The organism is Microbacterium proteolyticum (assembly GCF_030818075.1).
Taxonomy (GTDB): Bacteria; Actinomycetota; Actinomycetes; order Actinomycetales; family Microbacteriaceae; genus Microbacterium; species Microbacterium proteolyticum_A.
Genome location: NZ_JAUSZZ010000001.1, coordinates 1,303,774 through 1,329,016 on the forward strand (window position 1 = coordinate 1,303,774; position 25,243 = coordinate 1,329,016).

Consider the following 25,243-nt stretch of genomic DNA (forward strand, 5'->3'; position numbering starts at 1 on the left):
GCCCCCGCCGCCGCCGGGCAGCCGCCGCCCGTGCACGCCGCCCCGGTGCGCGCCGCCCGCTGCGGCGCCGGGCAGCCGCCGCCCGCCGCTGCGCCGCCCGCTGCGGCGCCGGGCAGCCGCCGCCCGCCGCTGCGCCGCCCGTGCCGCCGCGCCGCCCCCGCCGGCCCCCGCCGCCGCGCGCCGCAACCGCATCCGTCTGCCGCGAAGGCAGGCGATCGCATCCGCTCCGGCACGGTCTCGGCAACGGCGGGCGGTTTCGCGGAAGGGCGTCTAGCGCCCGGGCCGACGTCAGACCCGGCCGCGCGCCCGGAGGCCCTGCGCGATGAGATCGAGGCCGAACGCGAAGTCGTCGTCGGCCAGGGCTCCGGCGATTCCCGAGTCGACGCCGCGCACGCCGGCGCTGTCGTAGTGGAAGCGCTGCTGCTCGTGCCAGACGAAGCCCAGCACGAAGTGCAGCACGGTCGTGGCCGCGCGACGCGCGGTGTCGGCGTCGAAGCCCTGTGCCGTAACCGCTTCGGCGAGGCGATCGCGTGCGAGCGAGGAACCGAGCCCCATCGCGAGGGTGCTCGACACCACTTCGGCGGCGTCGCGGTAGGCCAGCAGCGCATCGCGGAGCGAACGGGCCTCGTGAGACAGATCGCTCACCGGGCCGGATGCCATGCGGCCCACGATCCGATTGGAGAGCTCGGCGAGCAGCGTCTGCTTGTTGGGGAAGTGCCAATACAGGGCACTGGGCTGCACGTCGAGCGCGGTCGCGAGCCGTCGCATCGTGAGGTCGGGCAGCCCGTGATCGTCGAGGATCCGCAGCGCAGCGCGTGCGACGTCGTCGGCCGAGTGTCCGCGGGAAGCCATGGTGTGAGTATAGTGAACGCCGTTCAGGTGAACACCGTTCAGGAGGCCCTCCACCATGTCGCGAACCCCCGATGCCACCGATCTCGCCCGCGTGGCGGTCTTCGCCGCACTCATCGCCGTGCTGGGGCTCCCGGGCAGCTTCCCGCTCGTCGGCGGCGTACCCATCACAGCGCAGACGCTGGGCGTCATGCTCGCCGGCGCCGTGCTCGGGCCGTGGTTCGGCGCCCTGTCGGTCACCGTGCTGCTCGCCCTCGTCGCCGCGGGGCTCCCGCTCCTGGCCGGCGGTCGCGGCGGATTCGGCGTCTTCCTCGGCCCCACGGCGGGCTACGCGATCGGGTGGATCCTCGGCGCCGTCGTGATCGGCCTGATCGTCCACGCCGGCGGGCGTCGACCCGTGGTGTGGCGTACGGCCCTGGCCATGGTCGCGGGTGGCATCGTCGCGATCTACGCGCTCGGCATCCCGGTGCAGAGCCTCGTGACGCGCCTGCCGCTCGGCGACACCGCGCTGTCGAGCCTCATCTTCGTGCCCGGTGACCTGGTCAAGGCCGCCGTCGCCACCCTCGTCGTGACGGCGCTGGTGCGGGCCTACCCGCGGGGCTTCCGCCACGACTGGCGATCCGAGCGCGCGCCGGAGCGCGACGCCGCGGTGGTGTGAGCGTCGCGGTTCACGCGGCACACCTGTCGGTGCGCCGCGGCGAGGTCGAGGTGCTCCGCGACGTCTCGCTCGACATCGAGGCGCGGACGACCGCGATCATCGGCGACAACGGCTCGGGCAAGTCCACCTTCGCGCGCGTCGTCGCAGGACTCGTGCCGCGCACCGCGGGTGAGCTCCGCGTGTGGGGGCTCGACCCCGGTCGGGATGCCGCGGCGCTGCGCCCTCGCCTCGCCCTCGTGCTGAGCAACCCCGACGCGCAGATCATCATGCCCACGGTCGCGGAAGACGTGGCGCTGTCGATCCGGTCCGAGCGGCTGCCCCGGGCGGAGCGCGATCTGCGGGTGAAAGCGGCGCTCGAGCGCTTCGGGCTGGAGAGCCTGGCCGATCGGCCGGCACATGATCTTTCCGGCGGGCAGAAGCAGTTGCTCGCGCTGTGCGGGGCGTTCGTGCGTCGCCCCGACCTCGTCGTCGCCGACGAGCCCACGGCGTTCCTCGACGCGCGCAATGCGCGCACGGTGGCCGATCATCTGCTCGCCGACACCGGCCACACCCTCGTCGTCGTCACGCACGATCTCGCGCTGGCTCGCCGCTGCGACCGGGCGGTGCTCTTCGCGGACGGCCGGGTCGCGGCATCCGGGATCGCCGCCGACGTCGTCGACGCGTACGAGCGGGCGCTGGCGTGCTGAGCCTGTATCGACCGGGCCGAGGCTGGCTGCACCGGATGCCGGCGGGCCCGAAGCTCGTGTTCCTGGCGCTCATCGCCGTTGCGCTGGCCGCGCTGCCCTCGAGCTGGGCGATCGTGCCGGTCGTCGTGGGGCTGCCGGTCGTGCTGTACGCGTGCGCGGGCATGGGGGTGCTGGTCGGTGCGACCGAGCTCGGCCGGCAGGTGTGGGCGCTGCGGTGGGTCGTGGTGGTGACGGCGGCCGGACAGCTGATCTTCCTCGGACCCGAACCGGCGGTGTCGAACACCGCGCGCGTCGTCGCGGCACTCGTGGTGGTCGGGTTGCTGCCGCTGACCACCCGGGTGTCGGCGATGCTCGACGCGATCGAGAGCGGCCTGGGGCCGCTGCGTCGGGTCGGCGTCGACCCGGCGCGGGCGGCGCTGCTGTTGACGGTGACCGTCACAACGGTTCCGGTGCTCGCCCGTCTGGCCGCGGAGGTGCGCGACGCGCAGCGCGCCCGTGGCGTGCGCCCCTCGCTGTCACGCGGCGCCCTGCCCTTCCTGATCGTCGCCCTGCGTCACGCCGACGACCTCGGTGACGCGCTCGCCGCGCGCGGCATCCGTTAGCCGGAATTCCCCGTCCCCGGTGCGGGAACGAGCCTTGGCCTCGCTCGTCGGGCGACTTACGGGGGCGTCGGTGGTGGCCGAGGTGGGGTGTCCCACTTGGTGCAGGGATGGGCCTGTGATGTCGCACGAAGTGGGACATGGGTTGGCGAGGGGCTGGGGCGTCGGTGGTGGCCGAGGTGGGGTGTCCCACTTGGTGCAGGGATGGGCCTTCGATTCCGCACGAAGTGGGACATGCGGTGGCGAGGGGCTGGGGCGTCGGTGGTGGCCGAGGTGGGGTGTCCCACTTGGTGCAGAAATGGGCCTTCGATTCCGCACGAAGTGGGACATGGGTTGGCGAGGGGCTGGGGCGTCGGTGGTGGCCGAGGTGGGGTGTCCCACTTGGTGCAGGGATGGGCCTTCGATTCCGCACGAAGTGGGACATGGGTTGGCGAGGGGCTGGGGCGTCGGTGGTGGCCGAGGTGGGGTGTCCCACTTGGTGCAGGGATGGGCCTCTGTTCTCGCACGAAGTAGGACATGCGGCGGAGGGGGCAGACGACCCGCCGTGCGCCCCGCAGGCGACGGCGACGCGCCGACCCGCCGTCGGCGTCAGTCGCGCGCCGCGCGCCCCGCGGCGAACCCTTCGGCGTACGCCTCGTCGGCGCCCTGGCGGAACATGTCGCGGGCGGGATCGCGCACGATCGAGCGGGCCCCCGGCAGGTCGAGCCCGCCCACCAGATCGCCGCGGCCGCGCACGACCGCGACGGGCCGGCGCGAGGCCTTCCCCTTCACGAGGTCGGTGGCGGCGGCGATCTCGTCGGCCACGCACGGCAGGGTCACCACGAGCGGCCGGCCTTCGGCATCCACCGTCCCGCGGAGGTCTTCGAACACGTGCACGCCCGCCGCCCCGATCGCGTGGTCGGTCTGGCCCTCGCGCCACGCGCGGCCGAGCGTGTCGGTGATGATCACGCCGACGCGGGCGACCGCGCGGAGCCCCTCGGCGATGCGCCGCGCCGATGCGTCGGGGTCGACGGGCAGGAGCAGCACCGTGCCCTCGGGGGTGTTGCTGGCGTCCACGCCGGCGGCGGCCGAGACAATGCCCAGGGGGTTCTCGACGATGCGCGTCACGTGGCCGGTGGGGGAGGTGCGGGATGCCAGGAGCCGCACCGTCTCGCCCGTGATGGCGTCCTCGCGGTCGGCAGCACGGATGATCCGGCCCTCGGCCTTCGACACGACCTTGCTGGTGACCACGACGATGTCGCCATCGCGCAACGGCTCGGTCACGGCATCCAGGATCACCTCGACGAGGTCGTCTCCCGGGGTGATCTCACCGATGCCGTCGAGGGCCCAGACCTGCAACACGTCAGCGGACGAAGCGCACCTCGGTGAGCTCCTCACCGAGGAAGGGTTCGACGTGCGACGCGCCGTCGAGCGAGAAGCCGTTGCGCGTGTAGAAACCGTGCGCGCGCGGGTTGTCGTCGGCGACCCACAGGTAGACGCCCTCGCCGGGCTCGACGGCGGCGTCGAAGAGGCGCTGGCCGATGCCCGTGCCGTGGTAGGCGTCGAGCAGATAGATGAAGTACAGCTCGCGCTCGCGCGGGGCGTCCTCGTCGCGGGCGGGGCCGGAGCCGACGAAGCCGACGATCTCGCCATCGACGAGGGCCGCGTGCATGCGGTACCCCTCGCCCTGGGAGGCCCAGTGGGTCCACAGCTCCGCCATGCGACGGGGGGAGACGGCCTTGAGGGCCGCTTCGCTGATGAGGTGGTCGTAGGTCTCGTGCCAGCAGGTGGCGTGCACGCGGCCCAGGGCCTCGGCATCCACGTCGCGCACCGGACGGACGACGATGTCGGTTCGGATCTCCGCAGTCATGGCGCGACTCTACGCGCGGGATCGAGCAGGGTGAAATCGGCGGCGAGGCGGCCCGGGATGAGGTAAAGAGGCGCGTTCAGGTGCCGAAGACTGCCGGCTCTGCGCCGTCGAACTGTCGACCACCGACAACGAGATGGAGGATCCGTCGTCGGATGGCTACGCTCGCCCCTCGTGAACGTCCTCTGGCGCACCCTGCTCGTCCTGTTCCGTGCGCGTCGTCGCCTGCGCCGCGAAGGACCCATCGATCCGAACACGGTCGCACGCCTGCGCATCCGCGTCCTGCCCACCGACATCGACATGCTGCGCCACCTCAACAACGGCCGGTACCTGTCGCTGTTCGACCTCGGGCGGTGGGACCTGCTCACACGCGCAGGGCTCGTCTCGGCGATGACGAAGCAGGGGTGGTACGCCGTGGTCGCCGCCGAGACCATCACGTTCCGCCGCTCGCTCGAGCTCTGGCAGCGCTTCGAGCTCGAGACGCGCATGATCGGCCATGACGACCGGGCCGTGTACCTCGAGCACCGGGCGCTGGTCGGCGGCGAGATCTACGCCCGCGCCATCATCCGCGCGCGCATCTTGCGCCGCACCGGCGGCACGGTACCTCACGACGAGCTGTTCGCCGCGGTCGGGCGCCCCGAGGGGCTGCCCGACATCGAGGACTGGGTGCACGACTGGGCCGCGGGTTCGGCGCTCCCCTCGACGCGGCGTCCGGCGCCCAGCGTGTGGGAGTGAGCGCGCGGGGGTGAGGGATGCCGCGCCGGGCAGCGCGCTCAGCGCCCGAAGCGGGCGTCGAGCCAGGCCACCTGCTTCATCCAGTGGCGATGCCCGCCGCCCTCGTGGCCGTTGTAGGTGTACTCCTCGATTGCGGCGTCGTCGGAGGCCAGCGCGTGGAACGCCGCGAACACCCCCGAGGGCAGCACGACGTCGTCCATGAGGGCGACCGAGAAGTAGGCGGGCACGTGGATGCGGCGCGCGAGCACGGCACCGTCCACGTGCGACAGCGTGTGAAGGACCCGGTCGACCTCGTCGCGGTGAACCGACAGGAAGCGCGTGATCTCGCTGAACGGCGCCGACGGCGTGCGCACGATGGCGTTCGGGAAGTCGCAGAGGAACGGCACATCGGGCATGACGGCCGCCACCGCTTCGCCCGACAGGGCGGCTGCGGCGATGGCGAGGCCGCCACCCTGACTCGTGCCGGTGACGGCGACTCGGTCGGCATCCACCCCCGGCATCGCCCGCACCTCGTCGACGAGACGGACGGCGTCGGTGTAGAGCCGGCGGTAGTAATAGTCGCGGGGATCCAGGATGCCGCGCGTCATCACGCCCGGGTAGGCGGCGGCCGAGCCGTGCGGGTCGGGTGTGGCGCCCAGGCTCCACGACGACCCCTGGCCGCGCGTGTCCATGATGACGTGGACGTAACCCGCCGCCGCCCAGGTGAGACGCTCGCCGGGGAGGCCCCGTCCACCGCCGTAGCCGATGTACTCGACGACGGCGGGCAGCACCTCGTCGCCGTGGGGGCGGACGACCCACCCGCGGATCTCGTCGCCGTCGAAGCCCGTGAAGGTGAGGTCGGACACGCTCAGCGAACGCACCGGCCCCTCCACCGCGGCGAGGCGGGTCGGGCCGGCTTCGGCGCGGGCCGCGCTCAGCGTCTCGGTCCAGAAGGCGTCGAGCCCGGCGGGTTCGGCGAGGGCGGGGCGGTATGCCCGCAGGGCCTCGATCGGCATGTCGGTGAAGGTCACGGCCATAGGCATCGAGGGTAGTGGTCGGGGCGTGATGAGACACCGCGGTGGCGTAACGCGGCCGGGGCCCGATCAGGTCTCGCGCGTGACCGCGTGCGCCGCTGACCGCACTCACCCCGTGCGTGTCGCCTGAAGGGGGAGATAGAGGCCGGCCCGCTCGGCGCGCACGGCCGCCAGCGCGCGCGAGGTGGCATCCAGCTTGAACAGGATGTGCTCGATGTGCGCCGCGACCGTGCGTGGAGACACCACGAGGGCGCGGGCGATCTCGGCGTTGGAGCACCCTTCGACGACGTGACCGAGAACCTCGAGCTCGCGCGGTGTCAGCCCGCGCAGCCGCGGGGCGGGGGAGAGGACCACGACTCCGCACGCCACCGCGTCGAGGTCCTTCTCGCACGCCAGTGCCGTGACGCGCACGAAACCGTCGGGCGCGTGCGGTGACCCGCGCGGCCACAGGAAGGTGGCGTAGTCGCGCCCCTCATCGAGTGCGTCACGGGCCGTCCCGACGAGCGTCGATTCGCCCGCGAAAAGGGGGTCGTCGGACAGACCCGGCAGGCGCGCCACCCCGCGATCGGGCAGGAGGACCGCCCCGGCGGTCGCGCCGTCGACGAACACCACTGACGCGGCGAGCGATCGCAGCGGGTCGATGCCCGACGCGAGTTTCGGCAGCAGCCGGGCGAGCCGCCGTCGGAGGCTCGGCGGCGGCGGGTCGTCGCGCCGGAACAGCACCGTCACGAACCCCACGTGCCGACCCCCGGCTCCGAACAGGGCGACCGACAGCGCTTCATGGAAGCCCGCGGGCAGCAGGCACTCCGCCCAGGTCTGCAGGTCTCTCACCGAGGAGGGCAAATCGGAGAGGCTGGTGGGCGGCCGATCCCGATCGGCGCCGGTCAGCTCGATGTCGCGCGCCATCTGCGGTCCGCTGAGGTAGCGCACGCTCGCCCCGTCGAGATCGGTGCTGGCGAGAGAGGTGTACCCCGAGCCATCCGGCTCCGCCAATGCCATCCATGCGCCGTCGAAGGGGATGTGATGGTGCAGCTCGTCCAGCATCGCCTGCGCCCGCTCGTGCACGGGACCAGGGCGCGCCGCGATCTCGGCGAGCAGCAGCGCACCATCTCGTGTCACGGTCGGCCCCCTCGACTCTGCGGCAGTGGAACGTCGGCTCGCCGACGGCTGTCGCGTCATGGACTACCACGAGGGGCCGCGTTCTGACCACGGCCTGGCCGTCATCTCGCATGGGTCGATCTGCCGATGGTGCCCGCCCTCCCCGGGGAGTGACATGGAGGTGTCGCGTCGCTCTCACGGGCCGTGACGAGCACTCACAGAAGGAGACGAACATGAAAGCAGTCGTGTACGACGGGCCACGTCAGGTCTCGGTGAAAGACGTTCCGGACGCGCGTATCGAGCGCCCCACCGATGTGCTGGTGCGCATCACCACGACCAACATCTGCGGCTCCGACCTCCACATGTACGAGGGGCGTACGAGCTTCGAGACCGGCAGGTGGTTCGGCCACGAGAACATGGGCGAGGTGATCGCGGTCGGCGACGGCGTCGACAAGGTCCGGGTGGGAGACCACGTCGTGCTGCCCTTCAACGTCGCGTGCGGACACTGCAAGAACTGCGAGCGCGGGTTGACCAACTACTGTCTGACGGCGCAGCCGGTTCCGGAGTGGGCGGGTGCGGCATACGGGTTCGCCGACATGGGACCGTGGGCCGGTGGACAGGCCGAGCTGCTGCGCGTGCCGTGGGGGGACTTCAACTGTCTTCGTCTCGGAGAGGATGCCGAGGAGAAGTCCGCGGACTACGTGATGCTGGCCGACATCTTCCCCACCGGATATCACGCCACGGAGATGGCGGGGGTGAAGCCGGGGGATCAGACGGTGATCTACGGCGCGGGCCCGGTCGGCCTGATGGCGGCCCTCTCCGCCACCATCAAGGGCGCGAGCAAGGTGATGGTCGTGGACCGGCATCCGGATCGGCTGCGGCTGGCGGAGTCGATCGGCGCGATCGCCATCGACGACTCGAAGGTCGATCCCGTGCAGGCCGTGCTCGATCAGACGATGGGTCTCGGCGCCGACAACGGCTGCGAGTGCGTCGGCTATCAAGCGCACGACCCCGGCGGCGACGAGCAGCCGAACGTCACGCTCAACCGCCTCGTGCAGTCGGTGCGGTTCACCGGGCGGATCGGAACGGTCGGCGTGTTCGTGCCGCAGGATCCCGGCGCCTCGGATGAGCTGGCCAAGCAGGGGCAGATCCCCTTCGACATCGGCCTGCACTGGTTCAAGGGCCAGACGATGGGCACGGGGCAGGCACCGGTGAAGAAGTACAACCGGCGGCTGCGCGACCTCATCGCCGCGGGCAAGGCGAACCCTTCTTTCATCGTCAGCCACGAGTTGGCGCTCGACGAGGCGCCCGACGCCTACGAGCACTTCGACAACCGCGACGACGGCTGGACCAAGGTCGTCCTCAAGCCCGGAAAGGCGGCGTGACGATGGCCGGCAAAGCGGCTGCCGCCGTCGGAATCGGCGTCGCAGGCGTCGCGGCGGGCCTGGTCGCCCGCACCCTCGTGAAGAAGGAGCGCGAGTCGGATGGAGACGGTGCCCACCCGGAGGGGTGGAAAGCGGTCACCATCCTCGGGGACGCGGCGGAGTTCTCTCGCGGAGGGTACCCGGAGCCTCTCCAGAGGCTGGCGGGCGGGCTGGAGATCCGCGTCGAACCCGCACCGGGCGACAAGGGCTTCGAGGTGCACGCCCGTGTGCGCGAGGGGGCGCAGCTCGAGGGGGATGACCCGGCGCGGGCCTTGCGGGAGGCGCTGCGCGACGCGAAGCAGGTGTTCGAAACAGGCGAGATCCTGCGTGCGACGCCGCGACCGCACGGGGAACGCCCGCCGACTCTGCTCGGCGGCGCGGTCGACAAGGCCGAGGACGAAGCGAAGGGCGAGGGTGTGCTGTGAGAGCGCTGTGTTGGACCGGAGTGAACGAGCTCTCGGTCGAGAACGTCGACGACCCCGGCATCCTGAATGCGCAGGATGCGATCGTCAAGGTGACCCTCAGCACGAGCTGCGGGTCAGACCTTCACCTGCTCGGCGGATACGTGCCCACCATGCGCGCCGGCGACGTGCTGGGGCACGAATTCATCGGCGAGATCGTCGAGGTCGGATCCTCCGTCACGAAGCACAAGGTGGGCGACCGCGTGGTCGTCTGTTCGTTCATCAGCTGCGGACAGTGCTGGTACTGCCGCAACGATCTGTTCTCGCTGTGCGACAACGGCAATCCGAACGCAGGGATCCCCGAGATGCTGTGGGGCCAGGCTCCCGGAGGGTGCTACGGCTACTCGCACGCGCTCGGCGGGTGGGCGGGCAGCCACGCGGAGTACATCCGCGTGCCCTACGCCGACCAGGGCGCCTTCCCCGTCCCGGACGGCCTGAGCGACGAGCGTGCTCTCTTCGCTTCGGATGCCGCTCCCACGGGGTGGATGGGAGCCGACCTCGGCGGCGTGAAGCCCGGCGACACCGTCGCCGTGTGGGGAGCGGGCGGCGTGGGCCAGATGGCGGCGCGCGCCTCCCTGCTCCTCGGCGCGGAACGGGTCATCGTGATCGACCGGTTCCAGGAACGGCTGACCCAGGTCGAGCAGGTGATCGGCGCCGAGACGATGAACTACGAGACCAGCGAGGTCACCGCCGAGCTGCGGGAGCTCACGGGCGGACGCGGGCCGGATGTCTGCATCGAGGCGGTGGGGATGGAGGCCCATCGCGACGGACCCGACTTCGCCTTCGATCAGATCAAGCAGCAGCTGCGGCTGCAGACCGACCGGCCGACGGCCGTGCGGGAGGCGATCTTCGCCGCGCGCAAGGGTGGCAGCGTGTTCGTGCTCGGCGTCTTCGGCGGCTTCGTCGACAAGTTCCCGCTGGGCGCGGTCATGAACAAGGGGCTGACCCTCCGGTCGGCCCAGCAGCACGGGCATCGCTACATCCCGATGCTCCTGGAACGGATGGCGAACGACGAGATCCGCACCGAGCACCTCGCAACGCACGTCATGCCGCTCGAGGAGGGGCCGCAGGGCTACGCCATGTTCAAGAAGAAGACCGACGGATGCGTGAGGGCGGTGTTCCGGCCCTGACCCATCTCGGTCGCTTGCTTTCGCGGCGATGACGACGCCTCGACCGCCCTCACGGGCGGCCGCTCACCCACTCGGTCGCTCCCGCAACCATGATGACGCCCCGACCGCCCTCACGGGCGGCCGGGGCGTCGGTCGTCCGTCAGGGGGATGGACACCCGCGGAGAGGAATGGTCCGCACTCGGCCCTGCCGGTCCCCGGGCATTTCCGGCACGTCATGTGGCCCCAAGTTGACGCCCTCGGCGATGAGTCCCCGCGCGCGCGATCGGTGGGAGGAGACTATCCCGACTCACGGCGGGCGTACCCGGTGCCCGCATGCCTGGAGGATGCCCGATGAACCTACGGCGCCGCACTGCCGTCCCCGCGATCCTGGTGACCGTCGCCGCCCTGCTGCTCGGTCCCGCTCTGCCCGCGCAGGCGGTCGATCCCGTGCTCACCTACTCCATGACGACGACCGATCAGTCCTCCCCTCCCGTACCCGTGTCGACGGTGCCGAGCGGCACCTCGGTCAGCTACCTGTTGGCGATCCAGTGCTCGGGAACCGCCGCGTGTCAGAACGTCTCGATCGACTTGTCGAGTCAGCTCGTCGGCGGAGGGCAGGCCGCCTATGCGAGCTGGACCTCGCCCGTGGGGATCGCCGCCACCCTGACCCCGACCCCCGGCGGGGCGAGGATCGACTTCCAAGCGCCTTTGCCGGTCGGCTTCGCCCAGACCTTCCCCGTCACTTTCAGCACCCGGAACTGGACGACGCTCGACGGGACCGTCCTCGATATGACCGGTCACGCGTCCGGTTCGAATGTCGCGTCTCCTCCGGATGTCACACGAAACGTCACGCTCACGGCGCAGAGGATGTCGTACTCGATCGACAAGCACCCCGTCACCGGGTATCCGGCGTACGCCGGAGGGCCCGACTTCTCCTACGACGTCTGGCTCCGGGGCGATCCCTCTCTCAGCGGCGCGTGCGCCGTCAACTCGTCGAGTCCTGCGGGTGGCCTCCGTCTGCACGACTTCACCCTCTCGGACACCCTTCCGCCGGGGGCGCAGTTCGTCTCCGCGTCCGCGTACACCTCCAACGACACCATTCCGGCGCCCACCTTCAACGCAGCGACGAACACGGTCACCGCAACGTTCTCCAGCATCCACGAGCGCGCCCAATGCGGTCACATCGACGGGGGCGCGTATCCCACGGGCATGCGCGTCACCGTGCGCTGGCCCGCCTCCGCTGCGCCGTCGGGGACGCCGCCGGTCACGATCACGAACACCGCCGAGGCGGTCGGAACGTACGTCGACGGCTCCCCGCTCCGAGTGCAGGGGTCGACGCAGCACCAGCTCCAGTCCTTCCAGGCCCGCGCTCAGGGCGTCTTCTCCAAGGGATTGGAGAGGGGCAACCCCGGGGACTCGTTCACCTACCCGAACTACACCGGTTGGAGATTGTCCTACGGCAACGACGCCTCCTCGACCGTGCCGGTGACGACCGCGCAGATCACAGATCCCGCGCAACCGAACGAGGTCGACAGCATCACCTTCGATGCGGCGTCCCAGGGAACCTTCGAGTGGACGGCATCGGACGGTTCGACGGGGACCGCGGCGCTCCCCTCCACGTTCCACACGTCGGCGCTCCCCGCCGGCACCCGGCTGGCGAGCTTCCGTATCACCGATACGGCGGCCATTGCGCCGGGGGTTAGCAGACTGGTCGTGGTGACCATCAAGGCGACGACGACCGCCGACATCGGTCGAACCTTCGAGAATTGCGCGAGCGCACGGCTCTCCTTCGCGGGCGGAGTCGCCGATCAGACACCCGGTCCCGTCTGCCCCACGTGGCGCCAGACCGCGGCCGTACCGATGGTGTGGGTCGGCAATCTGCTCTCGCACGACGCCCTCGGCGGGGCGGTCGCCGCCGGGCAGGTCGTTCGTTTCCACGCCGCCGTACAGGGTGACGGGACGGCGGCCGCGCTGCACCCCCAGATGACGGTCTGCGTTCCCGCCGGCTGGACGATCGATCCGGCGTCGTTCCAGGCGGTCGACGCCGCCTCCGCCGGCTTCACCGCCGGCGCACCCTTCGCCACCGCGGGCAAGACGTGCACCACTCTCACGTGGCCGTCTTCCGTCGCCCTGACCGGTGGCTCGCGGGTTCAGGTGGACTTCTCCGCTTCCGCCAACGCGGCGGCGCCGAGCGGGCAGAACACCTTCGGGTTGTTCGGCGGCGATTCCGCGCTGACGCTCGGTCCGGCGAGCATCTCCGCGGGGGCGCCGCCGTGGGGGCACCCCGACGCCGATGACGTCGACGGCGACGGCGACACGACCGAATACCTCGCTGACACCACTGACTCCGTCGCCGTCGGCGACAGCTTCTATGTGGCCGTGGTGAAGTCCGCACAACGGACTGACGGAAGCTATGCCGCCGATCCCCGCACGGCTCCCGCGATGCTCTCGCCCGGCGCGACCGCTGCCGACTTCCGCATCCGGGCCTCCAACGAAGGCAACACCGCGGTGTCGGGCCTCGTCGTTTACGACGTCCTCCCGTACGCGGGCGACAAGGGCACCTCGGCCGCGCTGGCCGGCGTCGACCGCGGCTCGCAGGTCGACGCGATTCTGCGCACGCCCCTCGTGGCGCCGGCCGGTGTCACCATCGCCTACTCCGCGTCCACCAATCCCTGTCGTCCGCAGGTGGCGACGGCGGCATCCTGCGTCAACGATTGGTCCGCGACCGTCCCGCCTGCCGGTGCTCGAGCCGTTCGCGCCACGTATGCGGGTTCGTTGGCACCCTCCGCCGCCTTCACCCTCGACTTCACCGTCGACCTCTCGGCGGGTCAGGCCGGTCAGGTCGCGTGCAACTCGGTGGCCTCGTCGACCGATCAGACGCTCGCGACCGAACCGAGCCCGGCGTGCGTCCGCCTCCACCCGGTCGGATCGCTGACGGTGCGCAAGACGCTGGCGGGTGCCGGGGTCGACGAATTCGCCGCCGACGCGTTCCGGTTCACCATCCGATGCACCCTGGCGGGACGGACCGTGCTCGACGAGCGACTCCGGCTCGACCGTCAGGGCGGCGTCAAGGTACTCACCAGCGCGCCGTACACGGGCATCCCCGTGGGCAGCGACTGCATCGTCACTGAAACCGACGCAGGGGGAGCGGATCAGATGCCGGCTCCCGTGGCCATCAGGATTGTCGAGGATCAGACCGTGACGGCCGATCTGACCAACCGGTTCAGCGCGGCCACGCTCACGGTGGCGAAGGCGGTGGACGGTCCGGGTGCGTCGCTGGTCGCGGCGACCGCTCGGGAGTACGCGCTGGATGTCACGTGCCAGCTCGACGATGGCGGAACCATCGTCACGCTGTTCTCCGGCGTGGTGAACGTTCCGGCGAGCGCGCGTCGCACCGTGGAGGTGAACGGTGTGCCGTTGGTCTTGCCGCTGGGTGCACGCTGCTTCGCCGTCGAGACTGATCGCGGGTACGCCGCGAAATCCACCGTCGACCACGGTTCTTTCGCCGACGGCGCCATCGTCACCAGGGGCGTGGATGACGCGCCGCAAGAGCTGATGATCACCGCGACGAATACTTTCGAGGCGGCCTCGTTCGTCGTGTCGAAGGAGGTCACCGGCGGCGGTCCCGCCGGACCCTACTCCTTCGCGACCGAGTGCACCGTCAACGGAGTCCCGTACCCGCTGGCCGATGCCGACCGTTCATACCGCCTGCGTGCCGGTGAGAACCGTCGGATCACCGTCACGCCGGGAGCGGTGTGCGTCACTCGGGAGGCCGCGCAGCCGGTGGGAGCCCGTGTGCAGATCACCGATTCGACGGGCGACGTGACCGACGGCTCCGTCACCGTGGTCGGCGATGACGGGTTCGTCCGCGTGGTCAACGCCTTCACGCTCGCGGGGTCCGCCACGGCTCCCTTCGGCGGGGTCCTCGCTCTCACGGGGACGGGTGGCCCGGTCGGCGGGGCGATGGGTGTCGCCCTGCTCCTCGCGGGTGCGGCGTTCATCGTCGTCCGCCGACGACAGCGTCGCGGCTGACCCCCTGAGGAGAGCGCCGCTCCCGCCGCCGTGACGACGCCCCGACCGCCCTCATGGGCGGCCGGGCACCCACTCGGCCGCTTCCGCGGCCATGATGAAGCCCCGACCGCCCTCACGGGCGGCCGGGGCTTCGTGCACCCGGGGGGAGGTGCGTCAGCTGGTGAGGAGACGCAAGCCGTAGGTCTGCAGGATCTCGTTCACCGGCTGGAAATAGGTCGTGCCGCCCGACGTGCAGTCGCCCGAGCCGCCGGAGGTGACACCCTGCGCCTGGTTTCCGGCGAGCAGCGAGCCGCCGGAGTCACCGGGCTCGGCGCACACGCTGGTGCGGATGAGGCCCGAGACCGTGCCCTGCGGGTAGCGCACCGTGGAGTTGTATCCCTGGATCCGGCCGCAGTGCCATCCGGTCGTCGAGCCCGAGCGGCAGACGGTCGCGCCGACGGCGGCCTGAGTCGAGCCCTTCACGGCGACGGCGCCGCCGGAGTAGTTCATGACCTCGCCCACCGGGGTGTGGTTGGGGGTGGCGACCCAGGCGTAGTCGTTACCGGGGAAGGACGACCCGCGGAAGGTGCCGTAGGTGGTGCTGTCACCGGTCACGCCGCAGTGGCCGGCGGTGACGAAGCCGCCCTGCACGGCGAAGCCGACGGAGCAGCGGCTGGAGTTGTTGATGAGGTACGACATGCCACCGCGGATGGTCGCGAACGTGTCGGGGGCCTCCACGCCGGTCTGCAGGCGCACGGCGTCGGCGGGGGCGCCGAGCGAGGCGACGAACTCGCTCGCCGACTGCTCACCGCCGGCGACGACGTCGACGACGACGTCGTTCGCGGCGATGTCGATCCACCAGGAGGGGATCGCGTCGGGAACGGCGCTCGCGGCGATCTGCGCGGCGATGGCCTCGAGGTCGGCGAGCGGGTGATCGACCGCCACCGGCACAGCGCCCGCCTCGGCGGCCGCATCCAGGGCCGCGTCGGTGGTCGCCGCGGCGTACACGGTGCGTGTCGACTCGTCGAGCCAGGTGCCGGCGAAGGCGTCGCCGGTGGCGTCGGCGACACCGTCGGCCGTCGCGACCGCGTCGGCCTGGAAACGCAAGACCTCTTCGGCGCCCGAGACGTCGGTGCCGAGGTCGGTCGCCATCGCCTCGAGCAGCTGCGCGTCGACGCCGTCGACGGCCGCGTCCGGGGACGATGTCGGGGTCTGCGCCAGCGCGGGAGCGGCGGCAGCGGTGGTCAAGAACAGGCCGAGGGCGGCAGCGCCGACGACCGTCTTCGAGAAACGGTTCACGTTGGAGTGACCTTCCATCCAGGGGGGATAAATGGCGGGGTACCCGGGGACATATAAACACGGGGCAGACGGAAAGCGAAGAAATTCCTCCGAATTCCTGGTGCGAGTACAAAAAGTGTCGGCCATTCGGGGGACAAACACGGCTCCTCCCTGCGCACTGATCCTCGAATCGTGCGGCGGGCCGCCGAGGCACGGCGCGCGGGGTGCTTAGGCTGACGGGCATGAGCCCGAACGACCCTCGCGCCACCGGTTCCGCGCTCTCCTCCGACCCGGTTTCGCGGGTCGCCGAGACGGTGCGCACGTTCGCTCCGCGCGCCGACGTCCTGGCCGGGTCGCGCCGCGGAGCGCTTCCGCGTGACCCGGATGCCGCGTCGTTCTTCGCTCGCGTGACCGACTCCGTGGTGCGTCCCGAGAGCGTGACGGCGGCGGCCGCCGCGCTGCACCGTCTCGCCGCCGACGCGCCGGCGGCGCTGCCGTGGTTCGTGCGCGGCGCCTTGCAGATCGGTGCCGCGGTCGCCCCGGTGCTGCCGACGCCGGCGGTGCCGATCGCCCGCCGCGCGCTGCGCGAGCTGGTCGGCCTGCTCGCCCTCGACGCCCGTCCCGACCGGCTGGGCGTCGACCTCGCCGCCGCCGCCGAGCACGCGACGGTGTTCGACCTGCGGCTGGTCGGTCCCGCGATCCTCGGCGAGACGTCGGCGAGGCGCCGCGTCGACGGCATCCGCTCCCTCGTCTCCCGCGAGGATGTCGACCTCGTCTCGTTCTCGCTCTCCGACGTGGTGGCGCGGCGCCGCGGGTGGGCGTTCTCCGCCGAAGTGGACAACGCCGCCGAGCGCGTGCTGCCGGTCTTCCTGGCTGCCGCTGCGGCGGGAACGCACGTGACCCTCGTCGCGACCGGTCGTGACGACCTGGATGCCACGGTGGCGGTGCTCACCCGCGTGCTCGAGGAGCCGCGCCTGACGACCGTCTCCGCCGGGATCGCCCTGCCCGTGTCGGTGCCCGAGACCCTCGATGCCGTCCGCGAACTCGCCGCGTGGGCTCGCGTGCGCGTCGCGCAAGGGGGCGCCCGCGTGACCCTCCGCGTGAGCGACGAGCCCGTCGACACCACGGACGTCGTGGAGGCGGCGCATCACGGATGGGCGCCTCCTGCGGCGACGTCCCGCGACGACATGGACGCGGGCCTCGTACGTACGGTCCGCGAAGCCGTCACCCCGCGCGGGATCGAGGGCATGGCGCTCGAGATCGCCACGGCCGACCCCGAACGGGCGGCGCTCGCTGTCGTGCTGGCGGAAGAGGCCGATGCCCCGGTGCGGCTGATACTTCCGCGCGCGACGCCCTGGGCTCCGGATGCCGCGCACGTCACAGCCACGGCCGTGGTGCATCCCGACGATCTGGATGCCGTCGCCGCCCGCCTCGTCTCCGATTACGCCGCGGCGGTCGCCGCCGCCCCCGCCCTCCTCGCCGTGCCGGCGGGCGCAGGCGAGCCGGGGGATGCCGAGACCGGCGGTGCCGGCGACGACACCGACCACACCGACCACACCGACGACACCGACGACACCGACGACACCGGCGGCGACCTCGGAGCCGGCGAGCAGCCCGAGACGGTGGCGGTGACGGCGCGCGCGCGGCGAGCGCTCGCCGCCGCCCGTGAGCCCGCGCCCGCCGTGCGCGGTCGCCATCGCGGCGGCACAGGCGAACCGGCGATCCTGCGCGACCGTGCAGGCGATGACACGGTCGACCCGGAACTGACCCAGGCGGTGCTCGGCATCGCGCGCGAGGCCGCGGCATCCACCGATACGTCCGCCCTGGGGCCCGACGTGCAGCAGATGCTGTTCGGCGGGCAGGCGTTCGTCGACACGGCGGTGTTCTCGACCCGCGAGACAGCGGAGCCGGCGGGGGGTGTCCCCGGCTTCCGCAACGTCGCCGACACCGACCCCACGGTCGCGGAGGATCGGGCGTGGGCCGCCGAGGTGCTCCGGCGCGTCGGCGACTCGACAGCGGGAGAGGCGACGGCTGCAGCCGGGCGCATCGACGACGAGGCGGGACTCGACGCCGCGGTCCGGCGCGTCCGGGAGGCGGCGGAGCCGTGGGGCGCTCTCGCCGCGGCAGACCGGGCCGTCGTGCTCGCCGGCGCAGCGCAGAGCCTCGCCGCGCGGCGCGCCGAGCTGGTGGAGGTGCTCGCCGCGGAGGGCGGGGCGCTTCTTCCCGAGGCCGACGCGGAGGTGAGCCAGGCGGTGGATGCGGCTGCGTACTACGCCGCGACCGCGAAGGAGCTCGACCGGGTGCCGGGTGCCGTCTTCGTGCCCGACCGTGTGAGCGTCGTCGCCCCGCGCTGGAACGCCGGGGTGGGCCTGTGCGCGGCCGAGGCCCTGGCGGCCCTCGCCGCGGGGTCGGGGGTGCTGCTGACGCCGTCTCCGCGTGCACGACGGGCGGGTGCCGTTGTGGCCGAGGCGCTGTGGGCGGCGGGCGTTCCGCGGGACCTGCTCGTCTACGTCGACCTGAACGAGGAGGTCTCGGGCCGCGCGCTCCTCGTGCATCCTGGTGTCGACCGCGTCCTGCTCGCGGGTGCGCGCACCACCGCTGAACGCTTCGCGGGCTGGCGCCCCGCTCTCGAGCTGCAGGCGCTCACCGCCGGACGCAACGCCGCCATCGTCGCGCCTTCCGCCGACCTCGATGCCGCCGTCGCCGACATCGTCGCCGGAGCATTCGCGCGCGCCGGGCAGGCCGCCACGGCCGTGTCCCTCATCATCCTCGTGGGGGCGGTGGGGCGGTCGACATCGTTCCTCGAGCAGCTCGCCGACGCCGTCACATCGCTGCGCGTGGGACCGGCCGACGACCCGCTGTCGGACGTCGGGCCGCTGGTCGAAGAACCGGCGGGCGAGGTGCGCCGGGCCCTCACCGTGCTCGCGGAGGGGGAGCGATGGCTCGTCGAACCCCGCGAACTCGACCTCGGCCCCGACACCGCCGGCCGTTTCTGGTCACCGGGCGTGCGCACGGGCGTGACCGCCGGTTCGCACCTCACCCGGGCCGCGGTCGCCGCCCCGGTGCTCGGCATCCTGACCGCCCCCACGCTCGCCCGAGCGATCGAGCTGCAGAAGGCGATCGGCTCCGGCTTCGTCGCGGGCCTGCACACGCGCGATGCGAGCGACCTCGACCTGTGGCTCGACACCGTCGAGGCGGCGGTCCTGCGGGTGAACCGCCCGTCGACCGGCGGTGCCGTGCAGCGCGAGCCGCTCGGCGGCTGGGGAGAGGCGTCGGTCGGTGCCGGCGCGATGTCGGGCGGACCCCACCGGCTCGTGACGCTCGGCTCGTGGCGACCCTCGGCGGGAGGGGCGTCGTCGACGACGTTGCACCTGCGCGGGCTCGACAGCCGGATCACGGCGCTGATCGAGGCGGCTCAGCCCACCCTGTCGTACGAGGCGTTCGAGTGGCTGCGCCGCGGCGCCCTGTCCGATGCCGTGGCGTGGGACCGCGAGTTCGGTCGCGTCACCGATGTGTCGCGGCTCGGCGTCGAGCGCAATCTCCGGCGCTACCGTCCCGCCGACGTCGCCGTGCGCGCGACGGGCGATGCGTCCTGGCAGGCGGTGCTGCGCGTTCTCGTGGCGGCCGTTCGGTCGGGGTCGACGTTCACGTTGAGCACGCCGGTCGGGCTTCCCGCGCCGGTGCGCCACCTCCTCGGCGAGGCGAACGTGGCCGTCTCGGTCGAGAGTGATGCGGAGTGGCTGCAGCGGCTGGCGGGCGGCATCCCGGATGCCGCCGGGGATGAGGCCCCCCTCGTGACCGCGCGACCGGATCGCGTGCGTCTGGTGGGGTCGGCCGACACGCTCACGACGCTCCGCGCGGCGGTCGCCGAGACGGTGGGGTCCGACGTGTCGCTCACCGTGTACGGCAACGAGGTCACGACCGCCGGTCGCCTCGAGCTGCTGCCGTTCCTGCGCGAGCAGGCGGTGTCGATCGCCGCCCACCGCTACGGGCGCCCCGACCACTGGTCCGCCGCCGTCATCTGATCGGGCGGGCCGCCGGTCGCTCGCGGCCGGCATCCGCGGAGGCCGTGCGCTCGTCCGGAGGACGGAGTGCCCCGCCGCCGGTCGGATGCGGTGTCGGCGAGCGGCTTCAGCTTCGGCGAGCGCCCTCGGCGAGCGGCTTCGGCGTCGGGCGAGGCTTCGGTGTCGGGCACGGGCGGCGACGGCGCGGCGCGGGGTTTCGAAAACGTTTAACGAGAACGCCCGGGACGGGTACGGTCGAGCGAAAAGGAGCACCGATGACCGTTGCCCGACTCACCGTCGACCCCCGATTCGCCATCGGCCCCGTGCGCCGCCGCCTGTTCGGCGGGTTCGTCGAGCACCTCGGTCGCCACGTCTACGACGGCATCTACGAACCCGGCCACCCCGCGGCCGACGAGCAGGGCTTCCGTGCCGATGTGCTCGAGCTCGTGCGCGAGCTCGGCGTGTCGATGATCCGCTACCCCGGCGGCAACTTCGTCTCGGGTTTCCGCTGGGAGGACAGCGTCGGTCCGCGCGACCAGCGCCCCCGCCGCCTCGACCTGGCCTGGCATTCGACCGAGACCAACGAAGTGGGCCTGCACGAGTTCGCCGACTGGCTCGACAAGGCCGGCAGCGATCTCATGCTCGCCGTCAACCTCGGCACACGGGGCACGCTCGAAGCGATCGACCTGCTCGAATACGCCAACGTGCCCGGCGGCTCGACGCTGTCGCAGCGGCGCGTCGACAACGGCCGCACGGCGCCGTTCGACGTGCGCGTCTGGTGTCTCGGCAACGAGATGGACGGGCCGTGGCAGCTCGGCCACCGCTCGGCCGACGACTACGGGAAGCTCGCTGCGCGCACCGCGAAGGGCATGCGGCAACTGGACCCGTCGATCGAGCTCGTCGTCTGCGGCTCGTCGGGTGCGAACATGCCGACCTTCGGCGAGTGGGAGCGCGTCGTGCTCCAACACACGTACGACGACGTCGACATGATCTCGTGCCACGCCTACTACCAGGAGCACGACGGCGACGCCGACTCCTTCCTCGCCTCCGCGGTCGACATGGATCGCTTCATCGAGGCCGTCGTCCACACGGCCGACCACGTGGGCGCGGCACGCGGGTCCAGCAAGCGCATCGACATCTCGTTCGACGAGTGGAACGTCTGGTACATCGACCGGGTGGCATCCGTGAAGCCCACCGCGATCGACGACTGGCCCGTCGCCCCGCGTCTGCTCGAAGACGTGTACTCGGTTCTGGATGCCGTCGTGTTCGGCAGTCTGCTCATCTCGCTCGTGAAGCACGCCGACCGGGTGGCATCCGCGTCTCTGGCGCAGCTGGTCAACGTGATCGCGCCGATCATGACCGAGCCGGCGGGACCGGCCTGGCGCCAGACCACGTTCTTCCCGTTCGCGATCACGTCGCGCCTCGCGCGGGGCGTGGCCGTGCGGGTGCCCATCGAGGTCCCCACGATCGCTACGGCGGCGCACGGGGAGGTGGCGGTCGTGGATGCCGTGGCCACGCACGACGCGGACACCGGGGCGAGTGCTATCTTCGTGGTGCATCGCGGACGGACCGAGCCCGTGGACCTCGTGATCGATCTGCGCAGCCTGGGCGGCGTCGAGGTCGTGGAGACGCACCTGCTGCAGGACGAGGATCCGTCGGCCTGCAACACCCTCGACGACCCCGAGCGCGTGCGACCGTCGACCGTCCCGACCCGGGTGGAAGACGGCATCCTGCATCTCACCCTGCCGCCGGTCGCCTGGGCGGCCGTTGCGCTGCAGCGGCGCTGAGAGCGCGGCGGACCGGCGCGGTCGGCAACGACTCAGCGCATGACGGGGGTCTGTTCCAGCAGGGCGATCTCCTCCTCGGTCCAGCCGTGATCGATGCGCAGGCTGTCTTTCAGCGTGGATGCCGCGTCCGTCCGAGACAGCCCCGCTCCGCCGAACACCGCGACGGCGCCGGTGTCGACCGCGGCCGCGGCTTCGCGGACGTCGTCGACCAACTCGCGGAATCTCGGCAGCCGTCCTCGCTCGCCCGGACTCCGGTCGGGAACGACCACGAGCATCGCCGCCGATCGCGCAGCGGCGAGCAGGGTCTCGCGACGGACTGCCAGCCAGTACGCCGAGGTGGCGCCCGTGGCCACGACAACGACGACGGCGCCGAACAGGACGGCACCCGTGTCGGAGAAGGGTCCGCCCGTCGCCGCGTCGCGGCCGGCGACGGCGAGGATCGCCCCGCGCGTAGCGGAGTAGACCGCGAAGACGGCGAGCGAGCCGGCGAGCACGCGGATCGATACGCGGTGCGCCTCACGCGACGTCGCGGCCGCAACCGCGCCGCACGTGCCGACCACGGCGAAGGCGATCACCCGTGCGGTGACCGCGGGGCGCTCGGGAAGGAGAAGCGACGTCGCGGCGACCGCGACGACACCGGAGGCGGCGATGAGCGTGCACCACAGGTTGGCGGTCGTCGGGCGCTGGGCGCGGAAGGCGAGGGGGATGATGGCCGGGCCGAGCACCATGAGGGCGCTCGCGGCCGCGAACGACGGGGAGCCTCCGACGTTGACCCAGACGAGGTACATCGCCGAGGCGCTGACCTCGGCGACGCCGGCGATGGCGGCGTACTGCAAGGAATGGGCGGTCGGTCCGTCGCGGCCGACCAGGAACAGGCCCACGAGCAGGAGGACGCCGGTTGCGACCAGGCACGATACGGTCAGCAGCATCACGGGTGTGACCATATGCCTGCCCCCTTCGTCGCAGAGGGGCGACGCACACTGAAAGTAGCGCCGGAGCGAGATGCGCGGCAAGCGGGCGGGGCGATCGTGTTGATGGTCGCCCACGCCGTTTCCGATGGCACGGAACGCCCGCCCTCGGCATCCGGGGAATGCGGGGAGGGCGGGGCGCCCACGTCGATCACGTGCGCGGTGTTCGCCGGCACCGCCTCGCACGACACGGCGTGCACCTTCTCGTTCGCGTGCAGGGGGAACACGCCCGCGGCCTCAGCCGGCATCCTTCGCGGCGGGTCGGAGGTCGAGCCGGTTGCTGAGCATGCGTCGGCCGGACCGAGATCCCGCCGCATTCCGCGTGCGCGCCGCGTTCGCGCCGTCACGCACCGCCGTGCGAGAATGATCCCGGCGTGCTCGGACCGACCTTTCCCCGCGCGGTGTTCAGACACTGACGGGTTCGAAGGGCCACCGGGCCCCAGGACAGCGTCCGCCGCACCTTTTCTCCGAGGAGCAGAGATGTCCGCTACCCCCGCCGCCGCCGCCGTCGAAACCGAGACGGTCGAGCGCGTCCAGCAGCACCGTCGATACCTGATGTGTCGCCCCGACCACTTCACGGTCAGCTACAGCATCAACCCGTGGATGGAGCCCTCGCGCCCCACCGACACCGACCTCGCCCTGAAGCAGTGGCAGTCCCTGTACGACACGTACAAGGAGCTCGGCCACGAGATCGAGCTCATCGACCACGTCGAGGGGCTGCCCGACATGGTCTACACCGCCAACGGCGGCTTCGTCATCGACGGCGTCGCGTACGGTCCGAAGTTCCGCTTCCGCGAGCGCGCGGCCGAGGCCCCCGCGTTCATCGACTGGTTCGCCGCGAACGGCTTCGAGGTGGCCGAGCCCGCCGAGGTCAACGAGGGCGAGGGCGACTTCCTGCTCGTGGGCGACACGATCCTGGCCGGCACGGGCTTCCGCTCGACCGGCGACAGCCACCGCGAGGTGGGCGAGGTGTTCTCGCGCGAGGTCGTCTCGCTGACCTTGACCGACCCGCGCTTCTACCACCTCGACACCGCCATCGCGGTGCTCGACCCCGTCGAGGGGCCTGGCGGCGTCGAGAAGGCGAACATCGCCTACCTGCCCAACGCGTTCGACGAGCGGAGCCAGGCCATCCTGCGCGAGCGCTACCCCGATGCCATCCGCGTCTCGGATGCCGACGGCTCGGTGTTCGGCCTCAACTCGGCCAGCGACGGCAAGAACGTCATCATCTCCCCGCGCGCCGTCGGGTTCGAGGCGCAGCTGCGCGAGCGCGGCTACACCCCAGTGATGGTCGACCTGTCGGAGCTGCTGCTCGGCGGCGGCGGCATCAAGTGCTGCACGCTCGAACTGCGCGGCGGTTCCCGATGAGCACCGTCGTCGACGACCTCGGCGCCCGTCTGATCGCCGACGAGGGCGTGCACCTCGCGCACAACTACCACCCGCTGCCCGTCGTCGTCTCGCGCGCCGAGGGCGTCTGGGTCACCGACGTCGAGGGCAAGCGCTACCTCGATCTGCTGTCGGCCTACTCGGCGCTGAACTTCGGTCACGGTCACCCCGCGATCCTCGCCGCGGCCCGCGAGCAGCTCGAGCGCCTCACGCTCACGAGCCGTGCGTACCACAACGACCGTCTCGGACCCTTCGCCACCGCGCTGGCACAGCTCTGCGGCAAAGATCTCGTGCTGCCCATGAACACCGGTGCCGAGGCCGTCGAGACCGGCGTCAAAGTCGCGCGCGCGTGGGGCTACCGCACGAAGGGCATTGCTCCGGATGCCGCGACCATCATCGTTGCGAACGGCAACTTCCACGGACGCACGACGACCATCGTCGGCTTCAGCGACGACCCGGTCGCGCACGACGATTTCGGTCCGTACGCACCCGGGTTCGTGCACGTCCCGTATGGCGACGCGGATGCCATCGCCGCGGCGATCGACGAGAACACCGCCGCGGTGCTGCTCGAGCCCATCCAGGGCGAGGCCGGCGTCGTGCTCCCGCCCGAGGGGTTCCTCCGCCGGGTGCGGGAGATCTGCACCGAAAACAACGTGCTGTTCATCGCCGACGAGATCCAGTCGGGCCTCGGCCGCGTGGGCGAGACGTTCGCGTGCGACCGCGAGGGTGTCGTCCCCGACGTCTACCTCCTCGGTAAGGCCCTCGGCGGCGGCATCCTGCCCCTGTCGGCTGTCGTGGCGAACGAGGACGTGCTCGGTGTCATCCACGCGGGTGAGCACGGCTCGACCTTCGGCGGCAACCCGCTGGCTGCGGCCGTGGGCCTGCGGGTGGTCGAGATGCTGGCATCCGGGGAGTTCCAGACCCGGGCTCAGGCCCTGGGCGCCCATCTGGAGCCGGCGCTGCGTGCGCTCATCGGTCACGGTGTGACCGGGGTGCGCATCGCCGGTCTGTGGGCGGGCGTCGACATCGACCCCGCGTACGGCACGGGTCGCGAGATCGCTGAGAAGCTCCTCGCCCGCGGTGTGCTCGTGAAAGACACGCACGGCCAGACGATCCGCATCGCTCCGCCCCTGACGATCCGCGCCACGGAGCTGGACTGGGCCGTGGAGCAGCTGAAGCACGTGCTGGCCGCCTGACGCGCCCCCGCGCCTGCGCTCGCGCCGCCCGGCGCGCGCTCGCGCCCGCGCCCGACGCCCGGCGCGCGTGCGCCCGACGCGCTCGCCGCCCGGCGCGCCCCGCGCTGCGCGCCCGACGCACGACGGCGCGTGAGGGGT

The 25,243-nt window shown here is 71.8% G+C and carries 19 protein-coding genes; 12 read left to right on the forward strand and 7 right to left on the reverse strand.

Annotated elements, in window-relative coordinates:
* Positions 1-288: 288 nt before the first annotated feature.
* A complete protein-coding gene (locus QE392_RS06000) occupies positions 289-852 on the reverse strand; it encodes a TetR/AcrR family transcriptional regulator C-terminal domain-containing protein (RefSeq protein WP_307449437.1) in 564 nt (187 codons plus the stop codon).
* A 55-nt stretch (positions 853-907) separates the two neighbouring features.
* On the opposite strand from QE392_RS06000, the gene QE392_RS06005 reads away from it, so the two are divergent.
* Genes QE392_RS06005 through QE392_RS06015 form a run of 3 tightly spaced genes read left to right on the forward strand, consistent with a single transcriptional unit; the run spans position 908 to position 2,795 of the window.
* Positions 908-1,507: a biotin transporter BioY gene (locus QE392_RS06005; protein ID WP_307449438.1), complete on the forward strand. Its 600-nt coding sequence runs from the start codon at positions 908-910 to the stop codon at positions 1,505-1,507.
* Positions 1,504-2,193, forward strand: a complete 690-nt coding sequence (locus QE392_RS06010; RefSeq protein WP_307449439.1) for an energy-coupling factor ABC transporter ATP-binding protein — start codon at positions 1,504-1,506, stop codon at positions 2,191-2,193. The genes QE392_RS06005 and QE392_RS06010 overlap by 4 nt, the downstream gene beginning before the upstream one ends.
* Entirely contained in the window at positions 2,187-2,795 is a 609-nt protein-coding gene (locus QE392_RS06015) for a CbiQ family ECF transporter T component (protein WP_307449440.1), read from the forward strand. The genes QE392_RS06010 and QE392_RS06015 overlap by 7 nt, the downstream gene beginning before the upstream one ends.
* A gap of 585 nt (positions 2,796-3,380) precedes the next feature.
* Here the strand turns inward: QE392_RS06015 and cofE are convergent.
* Together cofE and QE392_RS06025 are read right to left on the reverse strand one after the other, a co-directional pair.
* A complete protein-coding gene (gene cofE, locus QE392_RS06020; protein WP_307449441.1) occupies positions 3,381-4,133 on the reverse strand; it encodes a coenzyme F420-0:L-glutamate ligase in 753 nt (250 codons plus the stop codon).
* Between the two features lies 1 nt (position 4,134).
* A complete protein-coding gene (locus QE392_RS06025) occupies positions 4,135-4,641 on the reverse strand; it encodes a GNAT family N-acetyltransferase (protein ID WP_307449442.1) in 507 nt (168 codons plus the stop codon).
* 171 nt (positions 4,642-4,812) lie between these two features.
* On the opposite strand from QE392_RS06025, the gene QE392_RS06030 reads away from it, so the two are divergent.
* Complete coding sequence (locus QE392_RS06030; RefSeq protein ID WP_307449443.1) at positions 4,813-5,373, forward strand: acyl-CoA thioesterase; 561 nt, start codon at positions 4,813-4,815, stop codon at positions 5,371-5,373.
* Positions 5,374-5,411: 38 nt separating this feature from the next.
* Here QE392_RS06030 and QE392_RS06035 read toward each other — a convergent pair whose 3' ends face one another.
* Positions 5,412-6,389 carry an acetylxylan esterase gene (locus QE392_RS06035; RefSeq protein ID WP_307449446.1) on the reverse strand — a complete coding sequence of 326 codons (978 nt, stop codon included), beginning with the start codon at positions 6,387-6,389 and terminating at the stop codon, positions 5,412-5,414.
* A gap of 105 nt (positions 6,390-6,494) precedes the next feature.
* Complete coding sequence (locus QE392_RS06040; protein WP_307449448.1) at positions 6,495-7,505, reverse strand: helix-turn-helix transcriptional regulator; 1,011 nt, start codon at positions 7,503-7,505, stop codon at positions 6,495-6,497.
* A 212-nt stretch (positions 7,506-7,717) separates the two neighbouring features.
* Between QE392_RS06040 and QE392_RS06045 the strand changes: the two genes are divergently transcribed.
* From QE392_RS06045 to QE392_RS06060, 4 genes are all read left to right on the forward strand, one after another.
* A complete protein-coding gene (locus tag QE392_RS06045) occupies positions 7,718-8,869 on the forward strand; it encodes a glutathione-independent formaldehyde dehydrogenase (RefSeq protein ID WP_307449454.1) in 1,152 nt (383 codons plus the stop codon).
* Positions 8,870-8,871: 2 nt separating this feature from the next.
* Positions 8,872-9,333 carry a hypothetical protein gene (locus QE392_RS06050; RefSeq protein ID WP_307449455.1) on the forward strand — a complete coding sequence of 154 codons (462 nt, stop codon included), beginning with the start codon at positions 8,872-8,874 and terminating at the stop codon, positions 9,331-9,333.
* Between the two features lie 20 nt (positions 9,334-9,353).
* Positions 9,354-10,499: a zinc-dependent alcohol dehydrogenase gene (locus QE392_RS06055; protein WP_307449456.1), complete on the forward strand. Its 1,146-nt coding sequence runs from the start codon at positions 9,354-9,356 to the stop codon at positions 10,497-10,499.
* Positions 10,500-10,829: 330 nt separating this feature from the next.
* Positions 10,830-14,510: a DUF5979 domain-containing protein gene (locus QE392_RS06060; protein WP_307449457.1), complete on the forward strand. Its 3,681-nt coding sequence runs from the start codon at positions 10,830-10,832 to the stop codon at positions 14,508-14,510.
* Positions 14,511-14,663: 153 nt separating this feature from the next.
* Here the strand turns inward: QE392_RS06060 and QE392_RS06065 are convergent, their stop codons facing one another.
* Positions 14,664-15,806: a S1 family peptidase gene (locus QE392_RS06065; RefSeq protein WP_307449459.1), complete on the reverse strand. Its 1,143-nt coding sequence runs from the start codon at positions 15,804-15,806 to the stop codon at positions 14,664-14,666.
* Positions 15,807-16,009: 203 nt separating this feature from the next.
* On the opposite strand from QE392_RS06065, the gene QE392_RS06070 reads away from it, so the two are divergent.
* Both QE392_RS06070 and arfA read left to right on the forward strand, forming a co-directional pair.
* Positions 16,010-19,792, forward strand: a complete 3,783-nt coding sequence (locus QE392_RS06070; protein ID WP_307449461.1) for an aldehyde dehydrogenase family protein — start codon at positions 16,010-16,012, stop codon at positions 19,790-19,792.
* A gap of 254 nt (positions 19,793-20,046) precedes the next feature.
* Positions 20,047-21,558: an arabinosylfuranosidase ArfA gene (gene arfA / locus QE392_RS06075; protein ID WP_307449462.1), complete on the forward strand. Its 1,512-nt coding sequence runs from the start codon at positions 20,047-20,049 to the stop codon at positions 21,556-21,558.
* A gap of 32 nt (positions 21,559-21,590) precedes the next feature.
* Here the strand turns inward: arfA and QE392_RS06080 are convergent, their stop codons facing one another.
* Positions 21,591-22,490, reverse strand: coding sequence for a hypothetical protein (locus tag QE392_RS06080; protein WP_307449463.1), 900 nt, complete (start codon positions 22,488-22,490; stop codon positions 21,591-21,593).
* A 516-nt stretch (positions 22,491-23,006) separates the two neighbouring features.
* Here QE392_RS06080 and ddaH point away from each other — a divergent pair.
* Both ddaH and rocD read left to right on the forward strand, forming a co-directional pair.
* A complete protein-coding gene (gene ddaH / locus QE392_RS06085) occupies positions 23,007-23,891 on the forward strand; it encodes a dimethylargininase (protein WP_307449465.1) in 885 nt (294 codons plus the stop codon).
* Positions 23,888-25,105, forward strand: a complete 1,218-nt coding sequence (gene rocD / locus QE392_RS06090; RefSeq protein WP_307449467.1) for an ornithine--oxo-acid transaminase — start codon at positions 23,888-23,890, stop codon at positions 25,103-25,105. The genes ddaH and rocD overlap by 4 nt, the downstream gene beginning before the upstream one ends.
* Positions 25,106-25,243: the final 138 nt, after the last annotated feature.

Coding starts and splice junctions, on each gene's coding strand:
- QE392_RS06000 (WP_307449437.1), bottom strand. CDS start 852: ATGGCTTCCCGCGGACACTCGGCCGACGACGTCGCACGCGCTGCGCTG.
- QE392_RS06005 (WP_307449438.1), top strand. CDS start 908: ATGTCGCGAACCCCCGATGCCACCGATCTCGCCCGCGTGGCGGTCTTC.
- QE392_RS06025 (WP_307449442.1), bottom strand. CDS start 4,641: ATGACTGCGGAGATCCGAACCGACATCGTCGTCCGTCCGGTGCGCGAC.
- QE392_RS06035 (WP_307449446.1), bottom strand. CDS start 6,389: ATGGCCGTGACCTTCACCGACATGCCGATCGAGGCCCTGCGGGCATAC.
- QE392_RS06045 (WP_307449454.1), top strand. CDS start 7,718: ATGAAAGCAGTCGTGTACGACGGGCCACGTCAGGTCTCGGTGAAAGAC.
- QE392_RS06050 (WP_307449455.1), top strand. CDS start 8,872: ATGGCCGGCAAAGCGGCTGCCGCCGTCGGAATCGGCGTCGCAGGCGTC.
- QE392_RS06060 (WP_307449457.1), top strand. CDS start 10,830: ATGAACCTACGGCGCCGCACTGCCGTCCCCGCGATCCTGGTGACCGTC.
- QE392_RS06065 (WP_307449459.1), bottom strand. CDS start 15,806: ATGGAAGGTCACTCCAACGTGAACCGTTTCTCGAAGACGGTCGTCGGC.
- QE392_RS06070 (WP_307449461.1), top strand. CDS start 16,010: ATGAGCCCGAACGACCCTCGCGCCACCGGTTCCGCGCTCTCCTCCGAC.
- arfA (WP_307449462.1), top strand. CDS start 20,047: ATGACCGTTGCCCGACTCACCGTCGACCCCCGATTCGCCATCGGCCCC.
- ddaH (WP_307449465.1), top strand. CDS start 23,007: ATGTCCGCTACCCCCGCCGCCGCCGCCGTCGAAACCGAGACGGTCGAG.
- rocD (WP_307449467.1), top strand. CDS start 23,888: ATGAGCACCGTCGTCGACGACCTCGGCGCCCGTCTGATCGCCGACGAG.